A 23,937-nucleotide genomic window follows, 5' to 3' on the forward strand; every position below is an offset into this window, starting at 1 on the left:
CTCCCGCCTCACACCATAAACAAGTGATGGTGTGAGGCGGGAGACGCATTATTTTTCGCTCATCGTCAATGGACAAATCCTCAACCCCACGTCTTTAGTAACTCTTAAGATAAAGTCACTTAACGGATGCTAAAAAGGAAGAAATTAAAAATATGCCTTAGTCAGAACAAACGATTTCATCGCCTCTGACGGGCATCAACCTAGGTGACTTCGTATGATTGAACAAGACTGGCATCCGGCAGATATCATTGCTGGTTTAAGAAAGAAAGGCACAACGCTGGCTGCGGTTTCCAGAGACGCGGGACTCGCCTCTTCCACTTTGGCAAATACACTGACGCGCCATTGGCCTAAAGGAGAACGCTTAATCGCCGAAGCCTTGCATAAACGCCCCGAAGAGATCTGGCCTTCGCGTTATAACAGCGGACAGCATCAACAGTACCGAGATAGAACTTCGGATTAGCCACTAAAAATTTACAAAATTTTTTTTCATCCTGTTGGTGGATTTAGACGCTCCTTACTGGATTTCTATGGAATAGAAATCCAGTAAGGAGCCAACAAGCGCAGCGCGTTAGCCGCTTGATATACGGATTTTGGCGCAGTAAATTGTCAGTGCTATACCGCTGCTGCAAGCAGCACTCCCATGTTGCCACGACCTTCAAGGCAACGCGCAGGACCAGCCTGTGTGGTCGGCTCCCAACCCGCCCCGCTACCGTTTTGCGGGTGATCGCTGCGGCGATGGTAGCTCACTTATCCCAACGCCTTAGGGCTGCATCCCGTTTGTTCTTCGTGAAGCAACGGCTTTTCGCATACGCACTGATGCGTACAACAACCTTATAGCTGGCGCAACCGTCTGCGGCCTTTTGCTGCCTCAGCGAACGCATCCATGAGGCAGCGGCGTCACTTCACACGGCGCAAAGCCGTTGCAAGTGACGCCGCGAACGATCTCTGCGCCAGCCCTTGCGCCACAGCGCTTTCCGGCGCGACCTGTCATCTGACGCACATATTCTGCGCCAATTCTCATCAACCCACTTATCAGAGGAGAACTGAACCAATACCTGAGACAGGCTTTTAGCCTGAGGGGATCACCCTGCTGATGCAGGCGGCTGCACCGAGTGCATAACCGATATCCCCGCCATACCTCAACCGCTGCCGCTCCGGCGCGCAGGTATTGTTCAGTGCGGCACGGCAAATCCGTGTCGTAAATCGCCGTGCGCCGGAGAACAGAGGTTATTGAGGATGGGGGATAGCATATGTCACGATTAAACTGGGAAATGCTTACGCTGGCCCGACAGGCCGGCGGCAGCCATAAGACGGTGCATGACCGACTAAAAATTGCAGAGCGGCTTGCCAGTCATCTGCTATCTTTGAATATTCAGATCCGCACGGTGCAGCATCTGAAAGCAAAACATATCGAATGCTATATCGCCGAACGGTTAGAACAGGGAATTACTTTGCGCACGCTGCATAATGAAATGGCGGCAGTGCGTGTCATTCTACGAGCTGCCGGACGGAGCAAGCTGGCGGATGCAGAACGGCTGAGCAACAAGACGTTAGGGCTGGGCGGCGCCAGCCGGGACGGTACGCGAAAGGCGATTACGCCGGAGCGCTATCAGGCAGCGCTGGCAAACCTGCAACAGAAAGACGCCGGACTCGCGCTGACGTTGCAACTGGCTCGAATGATGGGCCTGCGCTCACAAGAAGCGGTGCAGTGTTCGCAATCGCTCAAGACGTGGGCCGCGGCATTGGAGCGAGGCGACGAACAACTGACGGTGGTATTCGGCACCAAAGGCGGACGGCCCCGGCAAACGCGGGTTCTGGAGCGGGAAGCGTTAACGCAGACAGTGAATCAGGCGCTGGCGATAGCCGCTACTCGCAACGGTCGGCTGATTGATAAACCGGATCTGAAAAGCGCCATTAACCGCTGGCGCTCGCAAACTGCTCTGGCAGGACTAAAGGGGCAATACTCCCCACACAGCCTGCGTTACGCATGGGCGCAAGATGCCATGTGCTACTACCAGCAGAAGGGGTTCAGCAGCCGGGAAGCCTACGCGCTGGTGTCGATGGATTTAGGACATGGGGATGGGCGTAGGCGGTATGTGGAACGGGTTTATGGCAAGGGAATAGCTCGATAATAATCAGGACTGTTAACGATATGTATCAGCAATATCTGTCACTTCCTCTTTAGAGGATTCCAATAATTGTTTATTCTAAATAAATCCTCAAAGCAACAGATCATTTACTAACATGATGTAACTATTTACTAACAACATTCTAAAATAGTTTTGCTATACAGCATTTGAAATGCAAAAAATCAGATTAGTTAAAGTGTGTAGTGGTATCATGAAAACGACTTAGCATAACATCCATATTACATATGTAATATTGTATAAAAGAATAGAGGGAATCCATGGATAAAGAGAATGAATTTCTAGGTGAATTTTTTATTGACAATAAAAAAACCTCATTTGGTAAACTTTCAATCGATGGAGAGAACACATTATTGACCCTGGCTTTAGGTAGGGAAACAATCAGCGAAGAGCTAGAAACAATAAATGGAATTTTAAGCCATAATAAAAAATCGACTTGTTTAAAATGCATTACGACCAGTAGTAGTTCCAATACTAACAACCAGGGTGTAAAAACCAATCAAGTTAGCATACTCCCTAATTTTGTCACCATAGGAAATAAATATTTAAATCCAAAAGACAAGAACATATCATCCATATCATTCACGACACAAGATATAGAAAAAATACTCCATAACACTAAAAGCTTTGGTCACATAATTGATTCAAGAGAATTCGTTGACCTTATAAACAAATCTTCAAAAATAAATATAAAACTTCATGACCATCCTGAATTTTTTTACTTCACTGGTAAATTTGAAATTATAAAAATTGATACTACCATTGGAGTAATTGAACTAACAAACAATCCTGTTTTTTTTGGCTCAGGGTCGAACGGAAAATTTCTAGAAAACACAATACGCATATCACTAGAGTTTCCATCTCCGTTAGATTTCAGCGAGTGCTTGTCAAATTTTTATTCCTTGAATAGGTATTTCAACCTTATAGCTGGAAGAGAGCAAGATGTTAAAAATATAAAAATACACACTTCGAATGACATATATAAAAGCGAAGATTTAGATTTATTTTTCTCAAACACCCCTGATATAAACCCTACTAAAGAAAACCCTCCTCATCCTGCAGATATACCTATCAACCCTATATCTCGTCAAGATGAGTTTAAAACTGTTACACGAAATTGGTTCAACATTGATGAAAAAAGAAAAGCAGCAAGAATAAGATATAACTTATGTTTAAATAAAGGAAATAGTTACAGTATAGATAGAATTGTAGCAGCTGCAAATATGTTCGACATCCTTCCAGATGAGACGTTCCCTGTTAAGAAAACAATTCCTCATGAATTAGAATTAGCAAAGGTAAAATGCCGAGAAATTTTCAAAAACCTTCCTTCATCTCCAGAAAGAGATAGCATTTTAGGTGCATTAGGACGAATCAATAAGCCATCGTTAACTAGTAAGGCGTTATGCAGAGAGAGAATAGTTTCTCATAAAATAGGAGCAATATTACCAGATTTAGATTTGGTCATAAAAATAGCGATAAAAGTAAGAAATTATTTTGTCCATGGATCTGATGGTATAAGATTCAACAAACTTGAACCAGCAATACCTTTTTTGACTGATGCTTTAGAATTTACTTTTGCCGCATCAGATCTGATCGAATGCGGTTGGCAGGCAGAAGAATGGGTGAAAGGACATTTCGGTTTTGGTCATAGTTTTACCAGATTTATTCATGAGTATAAAAATGAACTAGAGCGTTTAAAAATCACTTTAAAAGATTAAAATTAATTTATAGTAAGAATTAAAGTTATTATCTATCCTACAAAATGCAGAGCAATTAGTCTCCTGCACACTTCACATATAGATCTTCGTGCTCCCATAAGGGAGCATTTACCCCGAGCACTCTTGGCTTCACTGCACAAACATTACCAAAAAAATTTTTTAGGCCCATATTTAGGTCCTCTCATCAAAATAATATTTATAAATATCCCATCTAATCAAAATAATAGATAATAAATTCAACTCCCCCCAGCCCTTGGCGAAAGCAAGAGCTTTACCAGCCACGTTCGTAAAGCTCAATGTGTCACGTATCACGCAAGGTGATAACTCGTAACTACGTACTTAACTTAAACATCTACTGCCGCTTCAATAACTCTACCCATTGTGACGGCCTTGACTTTCATGTGTGAGCGTATAATTTACTGCTAACATTGTTTTATAAAGTAAAAATCATGGGATGGAAAATAAAAACAGCTTTATGTATTTTGGTGGTTGCTATTGCCGACTTTGGTTACGGATATTATCGTTGGTATACAGGACCTACATGCGATGAAGTCACCTACGAAGAAGCGATTGAAGCTGTAAGAAGCGATCTGGTTAGATATCGAATTCCACGATGGAAAGAACTCCAGGCAGATAAACTAGGCACCGATAAACCGGATATCAGCTTCAATAAAGGCGAATCATATATATCAGGAGATGTCTATAGTCTTTCTGTGACAGTATCTGGGCCACTGGAAGGACACCATACGGTTGCCATGTTTATTTGCAGACTAGGCGGCGTTGAATATTCAGTTGGAACCAGAATTTACTGAGTTCATCCGACAATGAAAAGCAGTCACGATTTTCGTGACTGCTTACTCTACTTAGAACAGACACTCATCTTTTTTCAATGATTCCCCATTCCGCCCATTTCGGTCAGTGTCAAGGTTGTTGTCATCCCCTGTTGATTTAGGCTGCCTGTTTTTCCCGCTCCGGATTGAGTGTTACGGTACTTATCGGTTGCCAGTTTCTTGTATCGCCTGACCAACGTTCTGGATGCGCCGCCCGCGCCGCTCGGTACAACTCATCCCGCCGCATCAGTATCTCTCGGTCTTCGCCCCGATGACGCTGCGTCGGCGTCACGTACCCTATACCGCTGTGATAGTGATTCTCGTTATACCAACTCGTAAAAATACCCACCCATTCACGCGCTGCCTCCAGCGAGCCGAATCCGGACGAAGGCCACAGCGGCACGTATTTCACCGTCCGGAAGCTTCTCGATTTGTTAAAACCTTTCCATATTGGTTTTTTCACTACCGATGATTGGGGCAGCTACGCACGAGAAATAGAGTCAGAAAAACACCTGACAGGTAAGATATATTCACACAGCGAATTGAGCGGCATAATCTTAATTTACGAATTCACATTAAGCGTCTGGCAAGGAAAACAACCTGCTTTTCCCGTTCATTTGAAATACATAAAAAGTCATCGGTACTTATATTGAAAAACACCACTACAACGCATTTGAGTCATGACCAAATAAGCAAAGAAATTTCAAATATAAATACGACCATTGCAAATAAAAAGTAAGGAGTTATTAAATATCCATATCTACCATAAAGGTAAAAGCAGAGTATTAGACTGAATTTCCGAGGGCAGGAAGCCCCAATGAAGATAAAAAGCCTTTGCTTCTTCGGATAGCGCATGAACTAAAAGCGCTTTTGTTCCAACTTGCTCCGCCACCTGCCGGGAACGTAATACCGCGTCTTTTAATAATCCTGCGCCAATTCCTTTTGCCTGATAGCGACCATCCACCGCCAAACGTCCCAATACTAAAACGGGCACTGGATCGGGCATATTACGTCTTATTGCACCCGGTGCGGACTGGCGCTGAACGCTTCCCGTCGCTAGTGCATAGAACCCAACGACATGTTGGTTATCCGCATCGCAGACCACAAACGTTCGTGATGCGCCACTCGTCTGGTTTTTGAGCGCCTTACGCTTTAACCACTCATCTAACGACGTCTCAGAACAAGAAAAATCCGTTGTAATATGCCGGGCTGATAGCAATTCTGGTGCGGTTATTCCCACGGCGACGTCCTGTCTAGCAGTGCTCGTAAACGTTCATTAGTAGCAACGGGCTTTTCCAAAGCAGCAATAAACGCATCGAATTGAGAATCATCGGCCAAAAATAGGCGTTGATCCAGCAACACTTCTTCAGCTTCCCGGCATGCGGCTTCAAGAATAAAGTCAGTCCGAGATTTTGATTGTAGTCTTGCAGCGACATCGATTAATTCGCGCTGTGATGCTTTTGCCCGAATGTTAATGGGCGTTTCTTTCACTTCTGTTCTCATGATTACCTCGTGTATAGCAATTTGCTATACACTAACTATAACTAAACGTATGGCAAATTGCTACACAACGTCATTTTATTAGCTGATAAATTTCTGGCTACTCACTTTGCAAAAAGCTTCCGCTGTCTAGGCTATAAGCAAGCAGCAAGCAGCAAGCAGCAAGCAGCAAGCAGCAAGCAGCAAGCAAAAAAATTTTAGGCCCAAACTTGGGCCCATAGAACAAAAATTGAATCAGGAATAAGCCATACAATCAAAATAATAGGCAACCTATTCAACTCCCCTCACCGAATTAAACCTCCCGGATGAGAATCGATGGGTCGACATTTTTCACATCGGCGGTGCCGGTCAGCACCATGCTTGACTCAAGCTCACCCTGGAAGCGTTTGAACAGCATCTCAACCCCTTTAACACCACCGCCGAGGCTGGCACGTAGCATTGGACGGCCGACTAATACGGCTTGAGCGCCACTAGCCAGCGCCTTGAGCACATCGCCACCATCACGCACACCACCGTCCACCAGAATTGGCATCTTGTAACCGCGATCGCGTACGGCTTTTACAATCGCGGGTAACACGTGCATAGTGGCCAGGGTCGAGCTCAGTACGCGACCACCGTGGTTAGACACCACAATCGCACCGCAACCGGCTTCGGCGCACATCAGGGCTTCTTCAACCGTCATCACCCCCTTCGCAATAAAGGGGATCTTGGCGTATTTAACGATTTCTTTAAGCTTTTTCAGATCCTTAGGCTCAACCGTGTTGCCGGGTAGCGCACGGGCGGCGCGACCAGCCGAATCGATGTCAATCGCAAAGAAAGGCGCGCCGGCATCCTGTACGAGATCGATACGTTCAAAGATTTCCTGTTGAGTACGAGGCTTGATTTGCGCAATCGCGCGACCTTTAAATTCTTTGACGACTTCTAAACGACGTTTGTAGGTATCGAGTGGATCTTCAATACCGTCCGCCGCCCAACCTAAACAGCCTGCGTTTGCCGCCCCTTCGATAATGCCGCGGGCGTATTTATCTTCGGTCATCACTTCGCCATCGAACGCTAATTTGTTGGCCGCGCCCATGTTGTAGGTTAGACCGCCGGTGACGCCGGTTAGGATGGGCATAGCTAATTTAACGCCGAGTAACTCAGTTTCCATTTTCGGCTTAGTCACATTGTTCAGGCTGCGCATATTGAGGCTCATGCCTTCAAAGGCTTCAATGTTGCGCACAAAACTTTGACGCATGCCGCCCATACCAGGAACCCCCTCTCCGCAGGGGCCTTTACCATTACAATGGCCTGCGCCGGCTACATCGCAAGCAGCGCAAGTGCTCATAATTCTACGGGAATTGCTGAGCACATCTTTTAAGTTTTTAGGCTCTTTAATGTAACCCGTAATGGCTTTCGGCACCTCCGCAGCTCCGGTGGTTGCCGCTGCGACAGCCGATGCGCCGGCGGCATGGACCGAAGATGAGGCCGACATGGCAAGCGTTCCTGCCGCAGCGGCGAGCATTGCTCCCTTGGTTAGAAATTCACGACGATTTTGGTCTAATCTATTATCCATCTTAGTGTCCCCTATGTTATTCAATTTTTTTTCAGGAGTTATTGACGCGTTTTGCTCACGATCTCAATTTACGTCGCGCGATTTCTTAGGGGGTAACACTCGAAGATAAAATTTGGCGATAGATCTCTTAACTTAAAAAACTTTGATCCTTGCATACCCAATTATGCATTTTTGCATAATGACGAAAACTTAGCCGTTCAAAATCAATTAATTATCTTTTTTTTAAATCAAATATAACCTGACCGTAAAATTAGCAAGCAAATTAAATGTGAAATCACCAGCAGAAAAGAGGCAACAGGCTGCCATTGTGGACTGACTGCGCTTATGGTTAAACCCAATCCAAAAAGGCCCGGATCGCTGATTTCGAGCCTATCCCAGTAGGCGTGATTGGCGCAGCCAGTTTGGACACGGACAGCGCTTCGATCCCGGAGCGTACACGTAGTACGTGAGGATTTCGAGCACTGCCCAGGGCCAAAATGGCAAGTGAAATAGCCCTAATGGGATGGGCTCTTAGCCTGGCACCGATTTTGGGAAGATATCAAGAAGGTGTGTATTCAGTGAGCTATTGGCGGTATTTACGGGGAATGATATTGGCGCTGAGTCTGATCTCGACTCAAGGATTGGCGCAGCAGGATCTGACGTTCAATGTCCATAGCAATACCCCGCCCTTTGAGTGGCAAAATGAGGCCGGTAAAGAGACAGGCTTTAACATTGAATTAGTCCGTCAAATTGCCCAAAAATTGCAATACGATTTAATCATCAACCGCCAAACCCTTGAGCAAACTCTGTATTCCGTGACCCATCAGACGCGCCAATTAGCCGTGATTGATTTGCCTGCGGGAGAGACGTTCGATCTCCATACCGCGCTGCCGTTGCTGCCCACCTATATCAGCGCCTATAATCGGCGCACCGAAGGCCAGGCGGACTCTTGGGCGGCGCTGCGTAAAAAACGCGTGGCCATCAAACAAGCCTCCTCGGTGGATATGTATCTTAAAGCCAATCCGCAGGATTTTATCCTCGTGCCCGTGGTCACCAATGAGCAGGGATTCGAGCTATTATCCGCCGGTAAAGTGGACTTTGTGCTGGCCGAATTCTACTGTGCCCGCCGCCTGCTGTCGCTGTTCCCAATGACCAAAACGGCAAGTAATCCATTATTTTTTAGTCAGTTTTATTTGGTCATGTCCGATAAGGACCCTTTGTTTTCCAAAGCCGTGAGTGACGTTCTGGAGCAGAATTACCACAGCGGTTATTTCGATGATTTGATTGATAAATGGGTCGGATTCGGCAAGGAAAAAATCGAGCTGGGACAAGTACGTAACAATTTGTTTCAAGGCGCGTTATTAGCCGCCATCGTCTCCAGCATTGGCCTGTTGATCACCCTCTATATCAGCCTGGTGCTCAGGCAAAAAACCAAATCCCTTAAACGGGAACTCAGCCAACGGCAAAAAGCCGAGGCGGAAATTAGCCGAGTATCGGCCCAATTCCACTCGGTATTAGATGGCCTGCCCTGCGGCATTATCCTCCTGGATCAACACCAGCAGATAATTTGGCAAAACGGTAAGTATCAATGGATGTTAGCGCCAGAGAAACTCAAACAGGCGTATCCAAAGGTGGCGCTAACGCAGCTTATCCAGTCAGGATTTAACGGTGAAAACTCGCAATTAATAGAGTTTTCTCTCGACAATAAACGCTGGAAACTTAACTTGTACCTGATCTCAAGCAATATGCTCGCCTTATTTATCGAAGACTACACCGAACCATTTGAGTTAAAACAGGCGAGCGAGCTATCCAGCCGCCTCGCTTCCCTTGGGGAGTTGACCACGGGCATAGCCCATGAAATTAATAATCCCGTAGGGCTTATTAATCAATCCATGAGTCTGATGCAGGATATTATCGACGATCTGCAACGTGCGCTGCCGTTGGCGGCCACGCAACCGCAGGCGCTGCAACAGGGGTTTGAGGAACTTAATTATACCAGCCAATCGGTGCAGGAATCGGCCGAGCGCATCGGCTGTATTATTCACGATCTCAAGCACTTCTCCCGCTACGGCCTCAACAATGTTAAGCCTGTCGCGCTAAACCACATTGTTGAAACCGCGCTGCGATTAACCCATAACAATGTCAAACGTTTGCAGTTGCAGCTCTCACTCTGCCCTAAACTTCCCGCTATTAAGGGGGACGAACTGCAACTCCAACTGGTGCTTATCAATCTGATCCAAAATGCCTGTCTGGCGATGGACAAAACCAATCCGCTGCTGACGATTGAAACCGGGGTCGAAGAGGGTCAGGTATACCTTAAGGTCATAGATAATGGTTGCGGTATGCAGCCTCACATACAGGCGCGTATTCGCGAACCCTTTTTCACCACCCGCCGCGAGCAAGGCGGCACCGGGCTTGGGCTCTCAACCACCAATAAAATTCTTGTCGAACACGGAGCCCAATGGCTTATCCATTCGCAGCCCAATATCGGTACCGAAATGAAAATCCTGTTAGGAATGTGCAATGAAACTTAGCCGCAATATTCTCGTCATCGATGATGAAACCCGCTGGTTACGCACCATCGATATGTTGCTCAATCGGCATATTCCAGAGGCCAAGACCTACACCTGCGAAAACAGCCGTCAGGCCCTGCAACTGATCAACGACTTGGATATCGCGCTAGTGTTACTCGATCTCAACATGCCGGCTCTCGACGGTCGGCAATTGCTTGGAGATATTCGCGAGCACGCCCCCTATGTTCGAGTGATCGTATTGACGGGACTCAGCGAAACCGCAATCGCGGTAGAGTGCATGAAGCAAGGCGCCTACGATTTTATTACCAAAACCAGTTCGACCGACCACTTGCTGCTATGTGTCCGGCGCGCCATGGAGATGATTGGGCTAGAACGGCGTTACCATCAAATTAAAGATGGTTTCTTTAACCGCATGAACCTGGAAGCATTCGATCAAATCCTTACCACGGACATCAAAATGCACGACTGCTTCAATTTCGCCGCCACCCTGCACGATAGCCGCGAGCCCATTTTAATCGAAGGGGAAATCGGCACAGGTAAGCACCTGTTTGCTGAGGCGCTGCAACGACTGGTTTGCCCGGAATCGCCATTGTTAGAGCTGTCACTGGCCGATGTATCCCCGCAGATATTGGCGCAAAAACTGTTTGGAATTGCCAATCAAGCGGGCTTACTCGATATGGCGGGCTCAGGCTTTTTGCTGCTCGATAATTTAGCGCTGGCAGGCGCGGAAACCCAAAGAATGCTCACTCAACTGTGCCAGCGCAAACGCTATTTTCCACAGGGCTCATTGCGGGAAACCGCCCTTAAATGCCGATTACTGTTTAGCTCGACGGTGCCGCTGGAACAACTCGAACAAAGGGCTTTTTCCCACGGGTTGCTCTACTGCTTGCAACCACAACGAATCAAACTGCCGCCGCTTAGGGAACGAGCCGCCGATATTGGCCTGTTATTACAGCATTTTAATGAGATGGCCTGCCAAGAGTTGGGCCGAGATTACCTCGCCCTGCCCCATGCTCTAGCGAGCCGATTAGAGAGGTACGCCTTCCCCGGAAATATTGCCGAATTAAAGTCGTTAACCTTTACCGCAGTTGGGATCAGTAACGGCCAAGAACTGGCCCTCGCGCCTTTTTTTAAGGTGCTGGAACAGACCCAACAGATGCCCCAAAGTGAACGGATTGTCTTTCCGGCGCGCTTACCCACCATTAGAGAAATCACGCAGCAGTTGATCCATGAGGCGCTCATTCGCACCAATAACAACCAGAGCGCCGCCGCCAAACTGCTCGGGATCACCCAAAGCGCCCTGAGTCGTCGTTTATGCAACACTAACATCAGCGGAAAAACAGCCGCCCAAAAACCAAAAGCCGGTGATAACACGTAATACGATTGGTTTAGATACTTGACTGTTGTAGAGTGGCCGCTGGGTTTTATAAAATATAAACAAAATCAAAGAATTGAGTTATCTCGTTCTCTTTTTTGCAGCTACCTGCTGACGCATGGCGACGCCACCAGCGTTGTATATGGTATATGTAACTACAAAAAGCAACTACACGATGTGATTTTTAGACATTCGCCACATACTTAATGGAATAGAGTTTCAGTGGGATAAAGATAAAGCTCACTTAAACTGGCATAAACACAATGTCGCTTTTGAATTCGCTTGTGAAATCTTTTTTGATTCCAGCGCGCTAAGCGTGCTTGATAACAGATTTGATTACGGAGAAAAGCGATACCAAACAATAGGAAAAGCAGGTGGACAAATTTTACTTCTGGTAGTGCATACGGACAGATTCGGTTCAATAAGGCTTATTTCTGCCCGTAAAGCAAACGCCAAAGAGAGAGCGAGATACGAGGATGAAGAATCGTAAACAACAAATCGATCGCCTTAACAACATGGCGGATAAAGATATCGATTACAGCGATGCGCCGGAATTGCCTGATGCGGTGTGGAACAATGCAGTGCGTGGTAAATTCTATAAACCGGTAAAAGTGCAGAAAACGGTACGTATTGATGCCGATGTGCTGAACTGGCTTGAAAGTGAAGGGCCAGGCTATCAGACACGGTTGAATAATATTCTGCGCCGGGAGATGGAAAAAGCATTGCGTTCCTGATTATGTACCTTCCCTTTTTGCAGCAATGTTAAAAATCGGTGGCTCCGATTATGCGGTCACCGTTACTCCCACGGTGATTTTCTATCTAATAGCGCCCGCAGCGATTCATTACTGGTGATTGGTTTTTTCAATTCGACAATGAACGCCGCAAACTGTGCGCCATCAACAACAAAGAGTCGTTTGTTTGATCTTGCCGTGATCTCTCAGCCTCAACATTAATGGCCTTTGGTTTATCCTCTGCTCTCATCGCTACTGTGCCAGAGCGGCGAGCACCGCCATGTCATATCGCATTCGCTTTGCCTTTAATCCGCATATATATATGCGATACAGGATTTAAGATTTATCGTTGGGTAGTGGCCAGAACGCATTGCCAGATGAATCTACTTTCGCACGGGATTTTATTTATTTCGTCAACAGATAATAATTTCGCACTTCGGCGTGAACACCAACTAGTCAAAATGTGATGGCGGGTATTGTATCAGCCGGCTAATACCGGAGTATTGGTCTCTGTCGGTTTTTTTAACGCAACCCGTAGGCAAACTTTGCAGAACTTCGTGATCATACAGATTTTCTGCATCAGACGTCATTCGATTCGAGGAATTGATGCAATGGTCATCCGGTTGTCGGTTTGCGATATTTGGCGATTGAACAGATTGTACAATCCGGACTGAGATCCCTGTGGGTGATCTACTATCTGAAACAATTAGTTAACGGAAGATCTCGCTATGGAATTTCGTGATATCAAATATGTGTTAATGGTCGCAGAAGAAAAAAGTTTTTCTAACGCAGCGCAAAGGCTCTTTATTACTCAGCCGTCGTTAAGCCAATCCATCGCCCGCATCGAAGAATCCCTGGGGGTAAGATTGTTCGATCGCAGCAGAAAGCCTTTAATGCTGACCTTCGCCGGGAAGCAATTCCTTGAAATGTCCTATCAGATTTTAAATTATGAAAAACAACTTCACAAGAAGATGAAGGACATAGCCGATTTGAAAAGTGGAAATATCACCGTTGGCATTTCTCAATTCCGGGGAAAGTACTTTTTCCCCAAAGTACTTCCGGTTTTCTATGATAAATATCCAGGCATTACAGTTTCAATTTATGAGAATAATGCATCAAAACTTGAAAGTGCTGTACTTACTGGTGATATAGATTTTTGCGTGGAAATTTTACCGGTTAAAAACAACGATCTGACCTATTCTCTTATCAATAAAGAAAGGCATTTAATCGTATTACCCCGCGATCATCCTGTTAACAATAAGTATAGAGTCAACGATTCTGTTGATTCATATCCCTCCATCAATCTGGTTGATTTACAAAATGAGTCCTTTATTTATCTTCTTCCTGATTCTCAATCCAGAATTCAGCTTACAAACTTCTTTAAAAAACAAAAATTTACACCCAAGGCGATCATTGAAGTCAGAAGTATGGAAACGGCCCATGCGTTAGCCGTCGCCGGCATAGGCGTTGCGTTCGTATCGGAAGTGATCATTCCTTACTGCAATCCCGAATTTCGCGGAAAGTATTATATATTAAACGGCTGTGTGCCTGATCAATTGCAAGTGGGATTTGTTTATAGAAAAAATGCTTATCTGTCTAAAGATGTATTTTCTTTTTTTTCAACGGTAAAAAATATTTACAGGTAATGCTGCTTTATCTGCCGTCGGGATTAATCCTGATTTTCAGCTCCCGCTACTCGTCCGTCCTGGCGCAATTCATCACTATATTAATAATTTTCCTGCGGTAACGGCCCCTGGAATTGGCAGAGTGACTCTTATTACATTAATGTAAACAAAACGATAAATGCCGCTATAACAGTTGGAATCATATTACGTTTGCTAATTTCTATAGGATTAACCCCCGCAATTTTTGCCAGAATAATTGCCGCCGGACATACCGGTGACATTGTGCGCCCTAAAGCGGCTCCGATTTGAACCATAGATCCCATTTCAATAATACCATAGCCGAAGGTCGGCGCGTGCGGTGTTACGGCTCCATTGAAGGCGAGCGCCGCCGCATTTCCCGTTCCTGATATTGCCGCGATAATAAAAGGACCAAACGCCGCCGAGAATTTTGCCAGTTGCTGCGAGCTCTTCATTATATCCAGTAACTCGTCAACCAGACCAATGGCCTGCATCCCCTGAATAAACATGGCGGCGGAAGCGATAATGCCGACGACATCGCAGAAACCATCGCCCATGCCACGGAAGAACTGCTTTGTCATCTCTTTTAAATGCTGTCGGGTAATAATAAACCCTAACGCTGTTCCCAGGATCATAGCCTGAGGCACTGTAAATTCAGGTATCAACTGTACCTGTTTACTACCTAAAACTAAAATAACAATAGGAACGACAGGTATAAAGGCAAATAAATAATTGACCTTGTTTTTTTCAATCTCCCCATCCTTACTATCTAAAGGGCTGCTTCCCACGCCCTCTTTTTTTATATAAGCAATCACCATTAAAATTAATGCGGCAGCAACGGCAGACACTAATACCTGCCTGGAAAATGTCGAGATAACGGTCATTACATCCACTCCGGCCATTTCAGCCACCTGAGGGTTAAACATCAGGCCCGGACTCATGACGCTCCCCCACGTTCCCAAAAACACAGCGCTGCCGGCCATTGCCGGACGAACACCGGCGGCCAGCAAAGTAGGAATTAAAAGTGTTCCTACGGCTGCTGCCACGCCAGCCGCGCTTGGTATAGCAATATTCAGGAAAAATGTGGCCAAAACAGCACCAGGAATAATAATTAACGGCACTTTCTTTAACAAATTCGTCATAAAAGTAACCAGATGTTTGCTGCAACCTGTATAATCCATTACGTAGCTGAACCCCATGACCGTACAGATTGTCGGCACCAGACCGGGATTGGTTAACTCTTTGACAAAGGCATTGACCGCGCTTACAACATTTCCACCGAGTAATGCCATAACTGCCCCGGAAATAATCAGCACTAATCTGGTTTCATAATTTTTTATGATAAAATAAAATGTTGTAATAATAATAAGAATACCAACCCATATCATAATTTTATTCCCCTTAATAGAGCTGCATTGGTTTTTATTGTTAGTTTTACCTGGTTGTGCAAAGCGACGGATTATTAGACGCCACACAACCCCGGCAACTCCGGGCCGTTTCTATGCGGTCACTTTTATTACTATTACACTGGAGTCAAGCAGTATGAGTATCCGTCATATTACTTTATTTTTAGATAACCTTATTTTATATCGCATTTATCAAAATCCCATTCCCAGTCACAATAAGGAGCCGTTTCTCTAACGTCATCTCGCAACTCAACGCCAAGTCCCGGACCTTCCGGCACCATTAAATAGCCATTCTCAATTTTAAACGGCGTGGTTATCTCTTTTTGAATCCTCTCCCATTCACTGGTGATAGGACACATTTCCATTACTTCAAAATTAGGTATTGCGGCTGCCAGATGCAGGCTACCGGCGAGGTTAATGCTGCCGGTGGCAATATGCGGAATGACGTTGACATAATGACTTTCCGCAATTGCCGCGGCTTTTTTACAACCGGTAATACCCGCCATAACGCAAATGTCCGGCCGTATAAAGCTAACGCTTTCCTCCCGAAGCAGCATATCCACATCCTGAATACAAAAACTGCGTTCTCCGGCACTGATCGGTGTTTTAGTTTTACGCGTTATTTCTTTCAGCGATAAATAATTTTCATAATTAATCGGGTCCTCGAAGAAAAGAAGATTGCAGTCTTCTACCATCCTCAGAAGAGTAATGCTTTCATGCGGCTGTAACGCGCGATGAATTTCGCAACCCAGATCCATATCCAGACCAACAGCTTCACGTACTGCATGAATCATATCGCTCATTGCTTTCATCTGGCGGGCGTAAGTACCGGTGGCCTCCCTGATATTGGTTGGATTTAATCGAATACAGGTATACCCTTCCGCCTGTAGTTTTATCGCTGACTCAACGCTCTCCTCAATGGTTTTGCCATTCACAACGCCCCATAAACGAATTTTCTTGCGGACGGCGCCGCCTAACAACTCATAAATAGGGGCGTTATAATACTTACCCTTGATATCCCACAAAGCAATGTCAATAGCGGAAATCGCGCTGCCGACAACCGTGCCGCCGAATTTAAACCGGTTATATAACTCGCTCCCGATATACTCTATCCGCCTCGGGTCCTGACCAATCAACGGTTTTTCCATGCGGGCAACCGCGCCAGCCACCGCTTCCCTGAACCCCCAGTTTCCGCCTTCGCCTGTGCCGATAATACCTTCGTCAGTGTACACTTTTACGAATAAGCGGCGAGAGCCTGTCAAAATAGATTCAACTTTTGTGATCTTCATTATTCATTTTTCCTTTGTGAGAATATTATCGCAATATATAGCACTTCACATATTCGAGCGTAACTCGGGATTTGTTGTTAATGATAAATAGTGAGATAACAGCCAATAACTCTGCCGTAAATATCCACAAAATTTGCCTCACCGGCTATTTATTTTGACTATCGCACTCTACAAACAATAATTCAAATTGGAAATTACATATAATATTATAGGTTTTGGTTATACTTCATTTTAAATAGCTGTTCCTGATTTCAATCTCAATAGGAAGTGTCATGTAATAAACAATTTTTTATTGAGTGATATAAGTAAAGCAATTGCAGGATCGGTATCAGGCGGCGACGCCTACTGGCTGCCAAAATATGAGTTGCGAGGCAGACGCCGGCAATGAAACAACCGGCTCCGGTCGGTTTTTTTACGTCAAAATGCCTTAAAAGGTGATGAGTAACTCGTCATCTATTCGCCCCCCCCCCCTTTTCATCATTGGTATACGTTTCGGTATACCAACAAGATCTGAATTCAAACTTAAATCATTAATATCATAGTATTACGAGGAATATTCAGATTCCCTCAGGGACGATTTTAGCGAAACGGTGGGTGCTGTGCGTAACACCGTGCTCTCGTAACCCCTTCACCGCGCTCTGTTCAAAACATAATAACCATTGCGTTGCCGCTTTTTTCGTTATACTTTTCTGTAACGTTGCACTAAAACGTTGCAGAAAATATCCCCCCGGAGAGATTCCTTCCGTGCATGTATCAATACTCGGCGGTAATCCACATCTATCTCCCTGTTTAGAGAGGATTTGCATGTTTCATGAGCTAAAAGGCAGACGTGTTTTAATTACCGGTTCGACTACAGGTATTGGGCTGGCGACAGCCAGACTGTTTCTAACATATGGTGCCTGTGTCGGTATTAATGGTCGTAGCACTATTACCGCGCCCCACACTCTGGATTCACTGAATACGCTACCTGGTCAGTACTCTCAGTTTGCGGCGGATCTAAGTCATTCGGCTAATTGTCAGCGGTTAGTGGATGATTTTGTCGCTCACTTCGGAGGAATCGACGTGCTGATCAACAATGCGGGCGGACTGGGCGGCAGGAGTATGCTGGAAAATATGGATGATGCGTTCTTCGATCGGGTTATGGATCTCAACGTGCGCTCGGTATTGATGATGACCAAATACGCCATTCCCCACCTGCGTCAATCAGCCAAAGAGAGCGGACTGAGCAGCGCAGTGATTAGTACGGGATCAATTGCAGGTCGCGACGGCGGTGGAATTGGCGCGGGCGTTTACGGTAGCGCCAAGGCCTGGATACACAACATGCACCGCAATTGGGTAAAAGAGTTCACCCAGGATAATATACGCTTTAATGTGGTCTCACCGGGAAGCATAGATACCGCGTTTCATCACGGCAAAAGTGATGAAACAGTGCAAAAGATGCGCGACGCCATTCCGATGGGGCGCTTCGGCCGTAGCGAGGAGGTGGCGCCAACTTATCTATTCCTGGCGACTCACGCATTAAGCGGATACATTTCCGGGCAAATTATTGACGTTAACGGTGGTCAGATGGCGCCTTAGTTGCCATTAAAAAATGTGTTCCCGGATAAAAAACTTATAATCAGGCAATAAAAACAGATGTAAGGAAAGTATGGCAAACATTCGTGATGTTGCGAAACACGCTGGCGTCTCCCTTAGCACCGTATCAAATGTGCTGAACGGGCGCACCGACCAAATGCGTCAGGAAACCCTGGAGCGTATTGAGCAGGCCATGCGCGATCTGGACTACCATCCAAACAGGATCGCTCAGCAACTCAAGACGGGTCAGGCGAAAATGTTCGGTCTGCTGGTCCCTTCGATCATTAACCCGAGCTTTGCTGCTCTGGCACGGGAAGTGGATCTGGCAGCGAAAACGCATCAGTATCGCGTACTGTTGGGAAACACCTATCGTCAGGTGGATGAAGAACACGCTTTCCTTGAAGATATGTTCGCTCACGGCGTTCGCGGCATCATTGTTGCAGCGAGTGATATGGAAAAGCCCCATTTTTCACGGGCCGCGGCTCAGGGCATGATTATGATCGCCTACGACAGCCGCCTGTCCAGCGGAATACAACCCGGTACGACGCCTTACGACAGCGTTTCAATGGATAACGTTGAAGCTGGCCGACTGGCTGCCGAACACCTGATCGCCAGAGGATGCCGCCATATTTCATTTGTTACCGAGGCAAGCCTTACCGCCAGCCGCTCTCACAAAATTGAGGGGTTCCTCAGCGCGGCCCGGGAACATGGGTTGCTAAGGGAAGAGATGATCATCGAGGGGAAAGCCCTTTCTGCCTACGGGGACACCGAAATGACTGAGCTGGGGCGTCTGTTGGCTAAAAAAATCTGCCAGCAGCCACGCTGGCCAGATGGTGTTGTCACCATCAACGATGCGCTTGGTATCGGACTGATGGCCGGTCTGCACGAAACGGGGGTGAACGTGCCACAAGAGATCTCCATTGTGGGGATCGATAATATTTCACTCTCCGGCCTGATTTACCCTGGCCTGACCTCGGTGATGCCACCACTGGCAGACATGGCCACAACCATGGTGGATCGTCTGCTTAGCCGGATAGATAACCCGGCGCTCCCTTCCAAAGAATTTCTTTTCAGGCCTGCGCTGGTCAGCCGGAAATCGGTCAGAGACAGTGAAGACCCGCATTCAGGACATACTCAGAAATAAGAGACATGCTTTGCTTTGTCGGTATCTGATGGCGCCGGACGTGGGCGCCATCACATGACACGATCAGGCGGCGGAAGAATGCTTCACCGGTCGGGAGCCGTATTTCCGTCAGAATACGATAGGACCCACGGTCAGCAATATATTGGCAAAGCGCCGGGTTTCACCAGAGGCTATCACAAGTAAAGTATCATCGCTTTTAACCAGCGAGTAGAAGCTATTTCTGTCAACGTAGGTTATGTCTACCGTATCCGTGAGTAGCTGCTTGTATTCTTTCTCAATGGTATTTTCAAAATCATCTGGATAAGCCATCAATGTTGCTTTTTCAACATTAATATAGCCAAGAATTTTATCCAGAATAGCCGTACTACTAATCATACCAGGTGTAAAGTTAAGATAGATTACTTGCGCATTGCGCGCTGAATTAGTAACAAAAGAGTAGTTTGCATCGGCAATTAAAATATTGGCTTTATGACCACATTGCGCCAATATCTTCAGCAATTCCGGGTGAATAATTTCTGATTTAATCATGAACTATATCTCAAAAAATGCGATGGAAAATAAATTCCATCGCATGCAATTTTTACATTCTGTAAATACCGCCATTGATATCAATGGTGGCGCCGGAAATAAAGCCATCATATTCAGAGGCAAGGAACTGAATAGCTTTGGCGACATCTTCCGGCGTTCCCGCTCTTCCCAGGGGAATAGCCTCAATAGTCTGGTCGGCTGATTCTTTGGTCGTATGTTGATTATGGAATCGCGTGCCTAAAATTAACCCCGGCGCAACAGCATTAACCCGAATCCCATGCTCACCCAGCTCTGCCGCCAGTGAACGCGTCCAGGTTAATATCGCGCCCTTGGTTGTTGAATATACCAGAGATCCGGAATGCCCGCCGGATCGTCCGGCCAGAGAGGCCAGATTGACGATACTCGCTCCGGCGCTGGCATTCTTTAAGTGCGGTAAGGCGCTTTGCGTCACATTAAGCATTGTCGTCATATTGACATCAATGACCGTTCGCCAAAATTTATTATCAATTTCACCCAGCCATTTTCTGGCAATAATACCGCCCACATTATTGATCAAGATATCAATACCGCCTAAGAACTCGACGGCCTGCGATACGCATTTAGCGGCATCCGTTTCATCTGTTAAATCAGCATAACCATAAGCGGCTCGCCTTCCCAGAGAATTCGCTATTTTGACCAGTTCTTTCGGCCCCTCCTCACCGCTAAAATAATGAATATAAATATCACATCCTGCTTCAAGCAATGCTTTCGCCGTTGCTTTACCAATTCCCTGCTCCGCGCCAGTGATCAGCACTTTTTTACCTGATAACGATCCCATTATTAACTCCTGTTTATTTCACATCTCTTACATCAACCGGAAAGTCGGCTTTAGATGTATGGATTAATTGATATGCGACGACGCCGTTATTTACGGCAAAAAAACGTAAATTGGCTTCCTCTTAACTATGCAAATATTCGTTTTGCAAACCGTATTCGATATTCCTCTTGTTACCCGGCAGCGAATTTTTCCGCGATGACCTGCCTGCAAGCATCAATCACCTGATCCAGCGGACGATTAATGTCGATATGGAAGACATCCGGTTCCGTGGTATCGGGTCTCTCCAGCGTGGCGAATTGGGAATCCAGCATTTGTGGGCTGAAGAAATGTCCCTTACGCTGCTTAAGTCGCTCTTCAATAACGGCGTACTCGCCATCCAGAAAAAGGAAAGAGAGGTGAGGATTTCCCTGACGTAAAATGGCGCGATAACGCTTCTTCAGTGCAGAACACACCAGCAGCGATCCCGAATTTGTGCGCAACATGGAGTAAGCGGCGTCATTCAGCGCCTGAAGCCACGGCGCACGATCGCTATCATTCAGGGCATGACCTTGCGCCATTTTGTCTACATTAGCGCGGGGATGTAAGAAATCGCCGTCAAGACACGCCAACCCCAGACGCTGGCTGAGCTTTTGCGCCACGACGGATTTTCCGCTGCCAGATACCCCCATAATGACGAAAAGATGCCGCCCCTTGTTTTCCGGCCGGTTGAACCGACATGCAAGCCCCTGTGCTACCGCCAGCCCGAACGCCTCCGGAAGAGAACGGGTTTTCTCTTCGCGCACCGGCGCTCCCCATACGGGGCCGGGAAAGTGGGCGTCGTCCGCATAGCGGGGAATGATCTGCCAGTGCAGATGCGGGAACGCCGCTCCCGGGCTTATCAGATCAATGTGTTGCGGCTGTAGCTGTTGATGAATGACAGATTCAACTTCACTGATAACCGAGAAAAGATGCTGACGTTCATCCTCGTTTAAATGGCTCAACCCGGTTTTGTGTTGATGCCATATTACCCGGCACCCGCCAGGAAATACCGCCTCATCCACCAGCACGACCCGGCAGTATTGATCCTGCCAGAGGATCGGTTGATCTGACGGATGACAGTAATCACACGCGTTATTACTCATTTTTCCAATCCTGTAAGGCCTGGCTGAAGTTATCTCCAATGCCAGGACGGCCCATACCTGAAGTCTGTTGTACCCGGACTCTTTTCAGCATCGGCGACACCAGTGCTGAAAAAACGTGTCCGGGCCTCTTCTCTTTCATCGCGGCTGCTTCATTAGTAACCGGCCAGCCCCGGTAACCAGGTCGTCAATGAGGGCATCAGCGCCACGAGGATGATCCCGACAAACACTACCGCCAGATATTTCGCCATTGGCCGAATCACATTTTTCATCTCCACGCCACAGATGGCGCAGGTGGTATACAGTCCCAGCCCGATCGGGGGAGCGAACAGTCCAAAGCCCATGGAGAGAATCATGATGATGCCGAAGTGCAGCGGGTTGAAACCCAGTTGAATGGCGATGGGCACCAGAATTGGAGCGAAGATAATCAGCGCGGGCGCGCCTTCCAGTACGGCGCCGAACACAATCAGAATGACGATGGTCAACAGCAGGAATAGCCAGGCCCCCTGATCCATACCAATCCCGACCAGAAGCTCCGCAATTTGCTGTGGGATCATCTGAATGGTTAGCGCATAAGAAAGGCTGGTGGCGCAGGCTACGATGAACAGCAGCACCCCGGACATCGCCGCGATATCAATGAACATTTTCACCGTGGCTTTCAGCGTTAGCTCACGGAAGGCCAGCCGTCCCACAACGATGGCGTAAATCACGGCAAAGGCGGAAATTTCTGTTGATGTGGCGATACCCATCATCACGCCGCGGCCAATCATGAAAATCATAACCAGACCAACAGCCGCCCCCAGATAGAGTTGAGCGCGTGGGCGTAATACCGGATAAGCTTCGCTGACGTTAATTCTGGCGCCAAACCGGTTGGCCGCGATGAGCAGCAGTACCAGCAGACAGGCGGCGGGCACCAGTCCGGCGATGAATAGCGCGCCAATAGAGATATTGGCGACAAAACCCATCACGATCAGGTTGACGCAGGGCGGAATGGTTTCCGCCATCACGGCGGATGCGGCAAAAACACCGGCGGCTTCTTCACTATCCTGCTTGGCGCGACGCACCGCAGGCATCAAAACGCCACCGACCGCAGCCACGTCGGCAAGTTTGGAGCCAGAGATACCGGAGAAGAAAGCCATCGACAGTACGGTGGTCATGTTCAGGCCGCCGCGAAAGCGCCCCATGCCGCGTACAATCAACTCGACCAGACGTGTCGACATGCCGTTGATTTCCATCGCGGCGCCGGCCAGCAGGAAGAACGGAATGGCAAGCAGCACAAAGTGGTCAACGCCCGCCGCTACTTGCTGTGAGAAAAAGACGAACGGCAGCGAAGGGTCGCAGATAAAAAAGACCATCGCCGACATCCCCAGGGTAAAGGCGATCGGCACGCCGGCAAGAATGCCAAGGACAAAGCAGATCAGCATCAGTCCGGCCGCGGCGGTGGCGGGATCGGCCATCATCGAAAGCTTCATATAGCCGAGCAGCATCAGCACCAGGATCCCCGCGCCGCTCAGCAGCACAATCCGGGTCTGCTCACGCAGGGCATGCTCCAGCGCGGCGACCATCATGACGACAGAGCCGATCAGCACCGGGATGACATAGATAATCTGCGGTAAGCCGGTCTCCGTTGTCTGCATCCGGGCGGCTTGCACCAGGTCATAGCTGGAAACCACCAGACCGACTGAAACCAGGAACAGAATCCAGCGGCTGGCGTGAATAACATAGGGACGAACCTGCTCCGGCAAAAAGCGCAGGAAGAGATCGACACCAATATGACCACCGCGGCCGGTCGAAGTCGCGACGCCGAAAAATACCAGCGCGATCATCATGGCCCGCGCCACTTCTTCCGCCCAGTGGATAGGCGAATGCAGCGCATAGCGCCAGATAACGGACGCAAACACCACTAAGACATTCGTGAGCAGGACCAATGCGCCGGCATAGGACGTCATGGTCGTCAGAAACCGGCTAAGCCGGCTCAGGAATACAACAGGCCTGGTTTCATTTTTGGCTGTCATGGATAGTTCTGCCATGTTGAACCTCTCAATACG

General features: G+C 47.3%; 22 protein-coding genes and 3 pseudogenes. 12 read left to right on the top strand and 13 right to left on the bottom strand.

Annotation, left to right across the window (positions count from 1 at the left end; translation table 11 throughout):
• Window positions 1-214: 214 nt before the first annotated feature.
• Window positions 215-460, top strand: coding sequence for a helix-turn-helix domain-containing protein (locus B4923_RS11705; protein WP_109054548.1), 246 nt, complete (start codon window positions 215-217; stop codon window positions 458-460).
• Between the two features lie 152 nt (window positions 461-612).
• Here B4923_RS11705 and B4923_RS21215 read toward each other — a convergent pair whose 3' ends face one another.
• On the bottom strand, window positions 613-747 hold the full coding sequence (locus B4923_RS21215; protein ID WP_281261839.1) for a hypothetical protein: 135 nt from the start codon (window positions 745-747) through the stop codon (window positions 613-615).
• A gap of 503 nt (window positions 748-1,250) precedes the next feature.
• Here B4923_RS21215 and B4923_RS11710 point away from each other — a divergent pair.
• The 3 genes from B4923_RS11710 (at window position 1,251) to B4923_RS11720 (ending at window position 4,677) form a co-directional block, all read left to right on the top strand.
• Entirely contained in the window at window positions 1,251-2,132 is an 882-nt protein-coding gene (locus B4923_RS11710) for an integrase domain-containing protein (RefSeq protein WP_109054549.1), read from the top strand.
• A 275-nt stretch (window positions 2,133-2,407) separates the two neighbouring features.
• Window positions 2,408-3,865 (top strand): ApeA N-terminal domain 1-containing protein, encoded by a 1,458-nt coding sequence (locus tag B4923_RS11715; protein ID WP_109054550.1) that lies wholly within the window; start codon window positions 2,408-2,410, stop codon window positions 3,863-3,865.
• A gap of 449 nt (window positions 3,866-4,314) precedes the next feature.
• Window positions 4,315-4,677 carry a YebF family protein gene (locus tag B4923_RS11720; RefSeq protein WP_109054551.1) on the top strand — a complete coding sequence of 121 codons (363 nt, stop codon included), beginning with the start codon at window positions 4,315-4,317 and terminating at the stop codon, window positions 4,675-4,677.
• Window positions 4,678-4,813: 136 nt separating this feature from the next.
• On the opposite strand, the pseudogene B4923_RS11725 reads toward B4923_RS11720, so the two are convergent.
• A pseudogene (locus B4923_RS11725) lies at window positions 4,814-5,116 on the bottom strand (IS3 family transposase); the annotation flags it as partial.
• Between B4923_RS11725 and B4923_RS11730 the strand changes: the two are divergent.
• A pseudogene (locus B4923_RS11730) lies at window positions 5,106-5,379 on the top strand (IS1 family transposase); the annotation flags it as partial. The pseudogenes B4923_RS11725 and B4923_RS11730 overlap by 11 nt on opposite strands.
• Window positions 5,380-5,455: 76 nt before the next feature.
• Here B4923_RS11730 and B4923_RS11735 read toward each other — a convergent pair.
• The 3 genes from B4923_RS11735 to B4923_RS11745 all read right to left on the bottom strand — a co-directional run bounded on the left by B4923_RS11735 (window position 5,456) and on the right by B4923_RS11745 (window position 7,750).
• On the bottom strand, window positions 5,456-5,935 hold the full coding sequence (locus B4923_RS11735; RefSeq protein WP_109054552.1) for a GNAT family N-acetyltransferase: 480 nt from the start codon (window positions 5,933-5,935) through the stop codon (window positions 5,456-5,458).
• Complete coding sequence (locus B4923_RS11740; protein WP_109054553.1) at window positions 5,926-6,198, bottom strand: type II toxin-antitoxin system TacA family antitoxin; 273 nt, start codon at window positions 6,196-6,198, stop codon at window positions 5,926-5,928. The genes B4923_RS11735 and B4923_RS11740 overlap by 10 nt, the downstream gene beginning before the upstream one ends.
• Before the next feature lie 289 nt (window positions 6,199-6,487).
• A complete protein-coding gene (locus tag B4923_RS11745) occupies window positions 6,488-7,750 on the bottom strand; it encodes an alpha-hydroxy-acid oxidizing protein (RefSeq protein ID WP_109054554.1) in 1,263 nt (420 codons plus the stop codon).
• Window positions 7,751-8,307: 557 nt separating this feature from the next.
• Here B4923_RS11745 and B4923_RS11750 point away from each other — a divergent pair.
• The 5 genes from B4923_RS11750 to B4923_RS11770 all read left to right on the top strand — a co-directional run bounded on the left by B4923_RS11750 (window position 8,308) and on the right by B4923_RS11770 (window position 14,015).
• Window positions 8,308-10,263 carry an ATP-binding protein gene (locus B4923_RS11750; protein WP_170116050.1) on the top strand — a complete coding sequence of 652 codons (1,956 nt, stop codon included), beginning with the start codon at window positions 8,308-8,310 and terminating at the stop codon, window positions 10,261-10,263.
• Window positions 10,253-11,641, top strand: coding sequence for a sigma-54-dependent transcriptional regulator (locus B4923_RS11755; RefSeq protein WP_109054556.1), 1,389 nt, complete (start codon window positions 10,253-10,255; stop codon window positions 11,639-11,641). The genes B4923_RS11750 and B4923_RS11755 overlap by 11 nt, the downstream gene beginning before the upstream one ends.
• Before the next feature lie 208 nt (window positions 11,642-11,849).
• Complete coding sequence (locus B4923_RS11760; protein WP_109054557.1) at window positions 11,850-12,128, top strand: BrnT family toxin; 279 nt, start codon at window positions 11,850-11,852, stop codon at window positions 12,126-12,128.
• Window positions 12,115-12,372, top strand: a complete 258-nt coding sequence (locus B4923_RS11765) for a BrnA antitoxin family protein (protein WP_109054558.1) — start codon at window positions 12,115-12,117, stop codon at window positions 12,370-12,372. Before B4923_RS11760 ends, B4923_RS11765 begins: the two co-directional genes overlap by 14 nt.
• Before the next feature lie 725 nt (window positions 12,373-13,097).
• Complete coding sequence (locus tag B4923_RS11770) at window positions 13,098-14,015, top strand: LysR family transcriptional regulator (RefSeq protein ID WP_109054559.1); 918 nt, start codon at window positions 13,098-13,100, stop codon at window positions 14,013-14,015.
• Between the two features lie 131 nt (window positions 14,016-14,146).
• Here the strand turns inward: B4923_RS11770 and dcuC are convergent, their stop codons facing one another.
• Together dcuC and B4923_RS11780 are read right to left on the bottom strand one after the other, a co-directional pair.
• Window positions 14,147-15,400, bottom strand: coding sequence for a C4-dicarboxylate transporter DcuC (dcuC, locus tag B4923_RS11775; protein ID WP_109054560.1), 1,254 nt, complete (start codon window positions 15,398-15,400; stop codon window positions 14,147-14,149).
• 191 nt (window positions 15,401-15,591) lie between these two features.
• On the bottom strand, window positions 15,592-16,707 hold the full coding sequence (locus B4923_RS11780) for a mandelate racemase/muconate lactonizing enzyme family protein (RefSeq protein WP_109054561.1): 1,116 nt from the start codon (window positions 16,705-16,707) through the stop codon (window positions 15,592-15,594).
• Window positions 16,708-17,511: 804 nt separating this feature from the next.
• Between B4923_RS11780 and B4923_RS11785 the strand changes: the two genes are divergently transcribed.
• On the top strand, window positions 17,512-18,285 hold the full coding sequence (locus tag B4923_RS11785; protein ID WP_109054562.1) for an SDR family NAD(P)-dependent oxidoreductase: 774 nt from the start codon (window positions 17,512-17,514) through the stop codon (window positions 18,283-18,285).
• Between the two features lie 70 nt (window positions 18,286-18,355).
• Entirely contained in the window at window positions 18,356-19,426 is a 1,071-nt protein-coding gene (locus tag B4923_RS11790) for a LacI family DNA-binding transcriptional regulator (protein ID WP_109054563.1), read from the top strand.
• A 108-nt stretch (window positions 19,427-19,534) separates the two neighbouring features.
• Here the strand turns inward: B4923_RS11790 and B4923_RS11795 are convergent, their stop codons facing one another.
• The 6 genes and pseudogenes from B4923_RS11795 to B4923_RS11810 all read right to left on the bottom strand — a co-directional run bounded on the left by B4923_RS11795 (window position 19,535) and on the right by B4923_RS11810 (window position 23,919).
• Entirely contained in the window at window positions 19,535-19,954 is a 420-nt protein-coding gene (locus tag B4923_RS11795) for an RbsD/FucU family protein (RefSeq protein ID WP_109054564.1), read from the bottom strand.
• A gap of 52 nt (window positions 19,955-20,006) precedes the next feature.
• Window positions 20,007-20,771, bottom strand: a complete 765-nt coding sequence (locus tag B4923_RS11800) for an SDR family NAD(P)-dependent oxidoreductase (RefSeq protein WP_109054565.1) — start codon at window positions 20,769-20,771, stop codon at window positions 20,007-20,009.
• A gap of 170 nt (window positions 20,772-20,941) precedes the next feature.
• The gene (locus tag B4923_RS21085; RefSeq protein WP_245929575.1) at window positions 20,942-21,439 is read right to left on the bottom strand and encodes a gluconokinase, GntK/IdnK-type; all 498 of its coding nucleotides are present in this window, start codon (window positions 21,437-21,439) and stop codon (window positions 20,942-20,944) included.
• 165 nt (window positions 21,440-21,604) lie between these two features.
• Window positions 21,605-21,892, bottom strand: a pseudogene (locus B4923_RS21090) (HIT family protein); the annotation flags it as partial.
• Entirely contained in the window at window positions 21,885-22,031 is a 147-nt protein-coding gene (locus tag B4923_RS20910) for a hypothetical protein (protein WP_170116051.1), read from the bottom strand. The gene B4923_RS20910 and the pseudogene B4923_RS21090, both read right to left, overlap by 8 nt.
• Window positions 22,032-22,044: 13 nt before the next feature.
• Window positions 22,045-23,919, bottom strand: a complete 1,875-nt coding sequence (locus tag B4923_RS11810) for a TRAP transporter large permease (protein WP_109054567.1) — start codon at window positions 23,917-23,919, stop codon at window positions 22,045-22,047.
• Between the last annotated feature and the right edge of the window lie 18 nt (window positions 23,920-23,937).

This window comes from Brenneria roseae subsp. americana (assembly GCF_003115815.1).
GTDB classification, from domain to species: Bacteria; Pseudomonadota; Gammaproteobacteria; order Enterobacterales; family Enterobacteriaceae; genus Brenneria; species Brenneria roseae.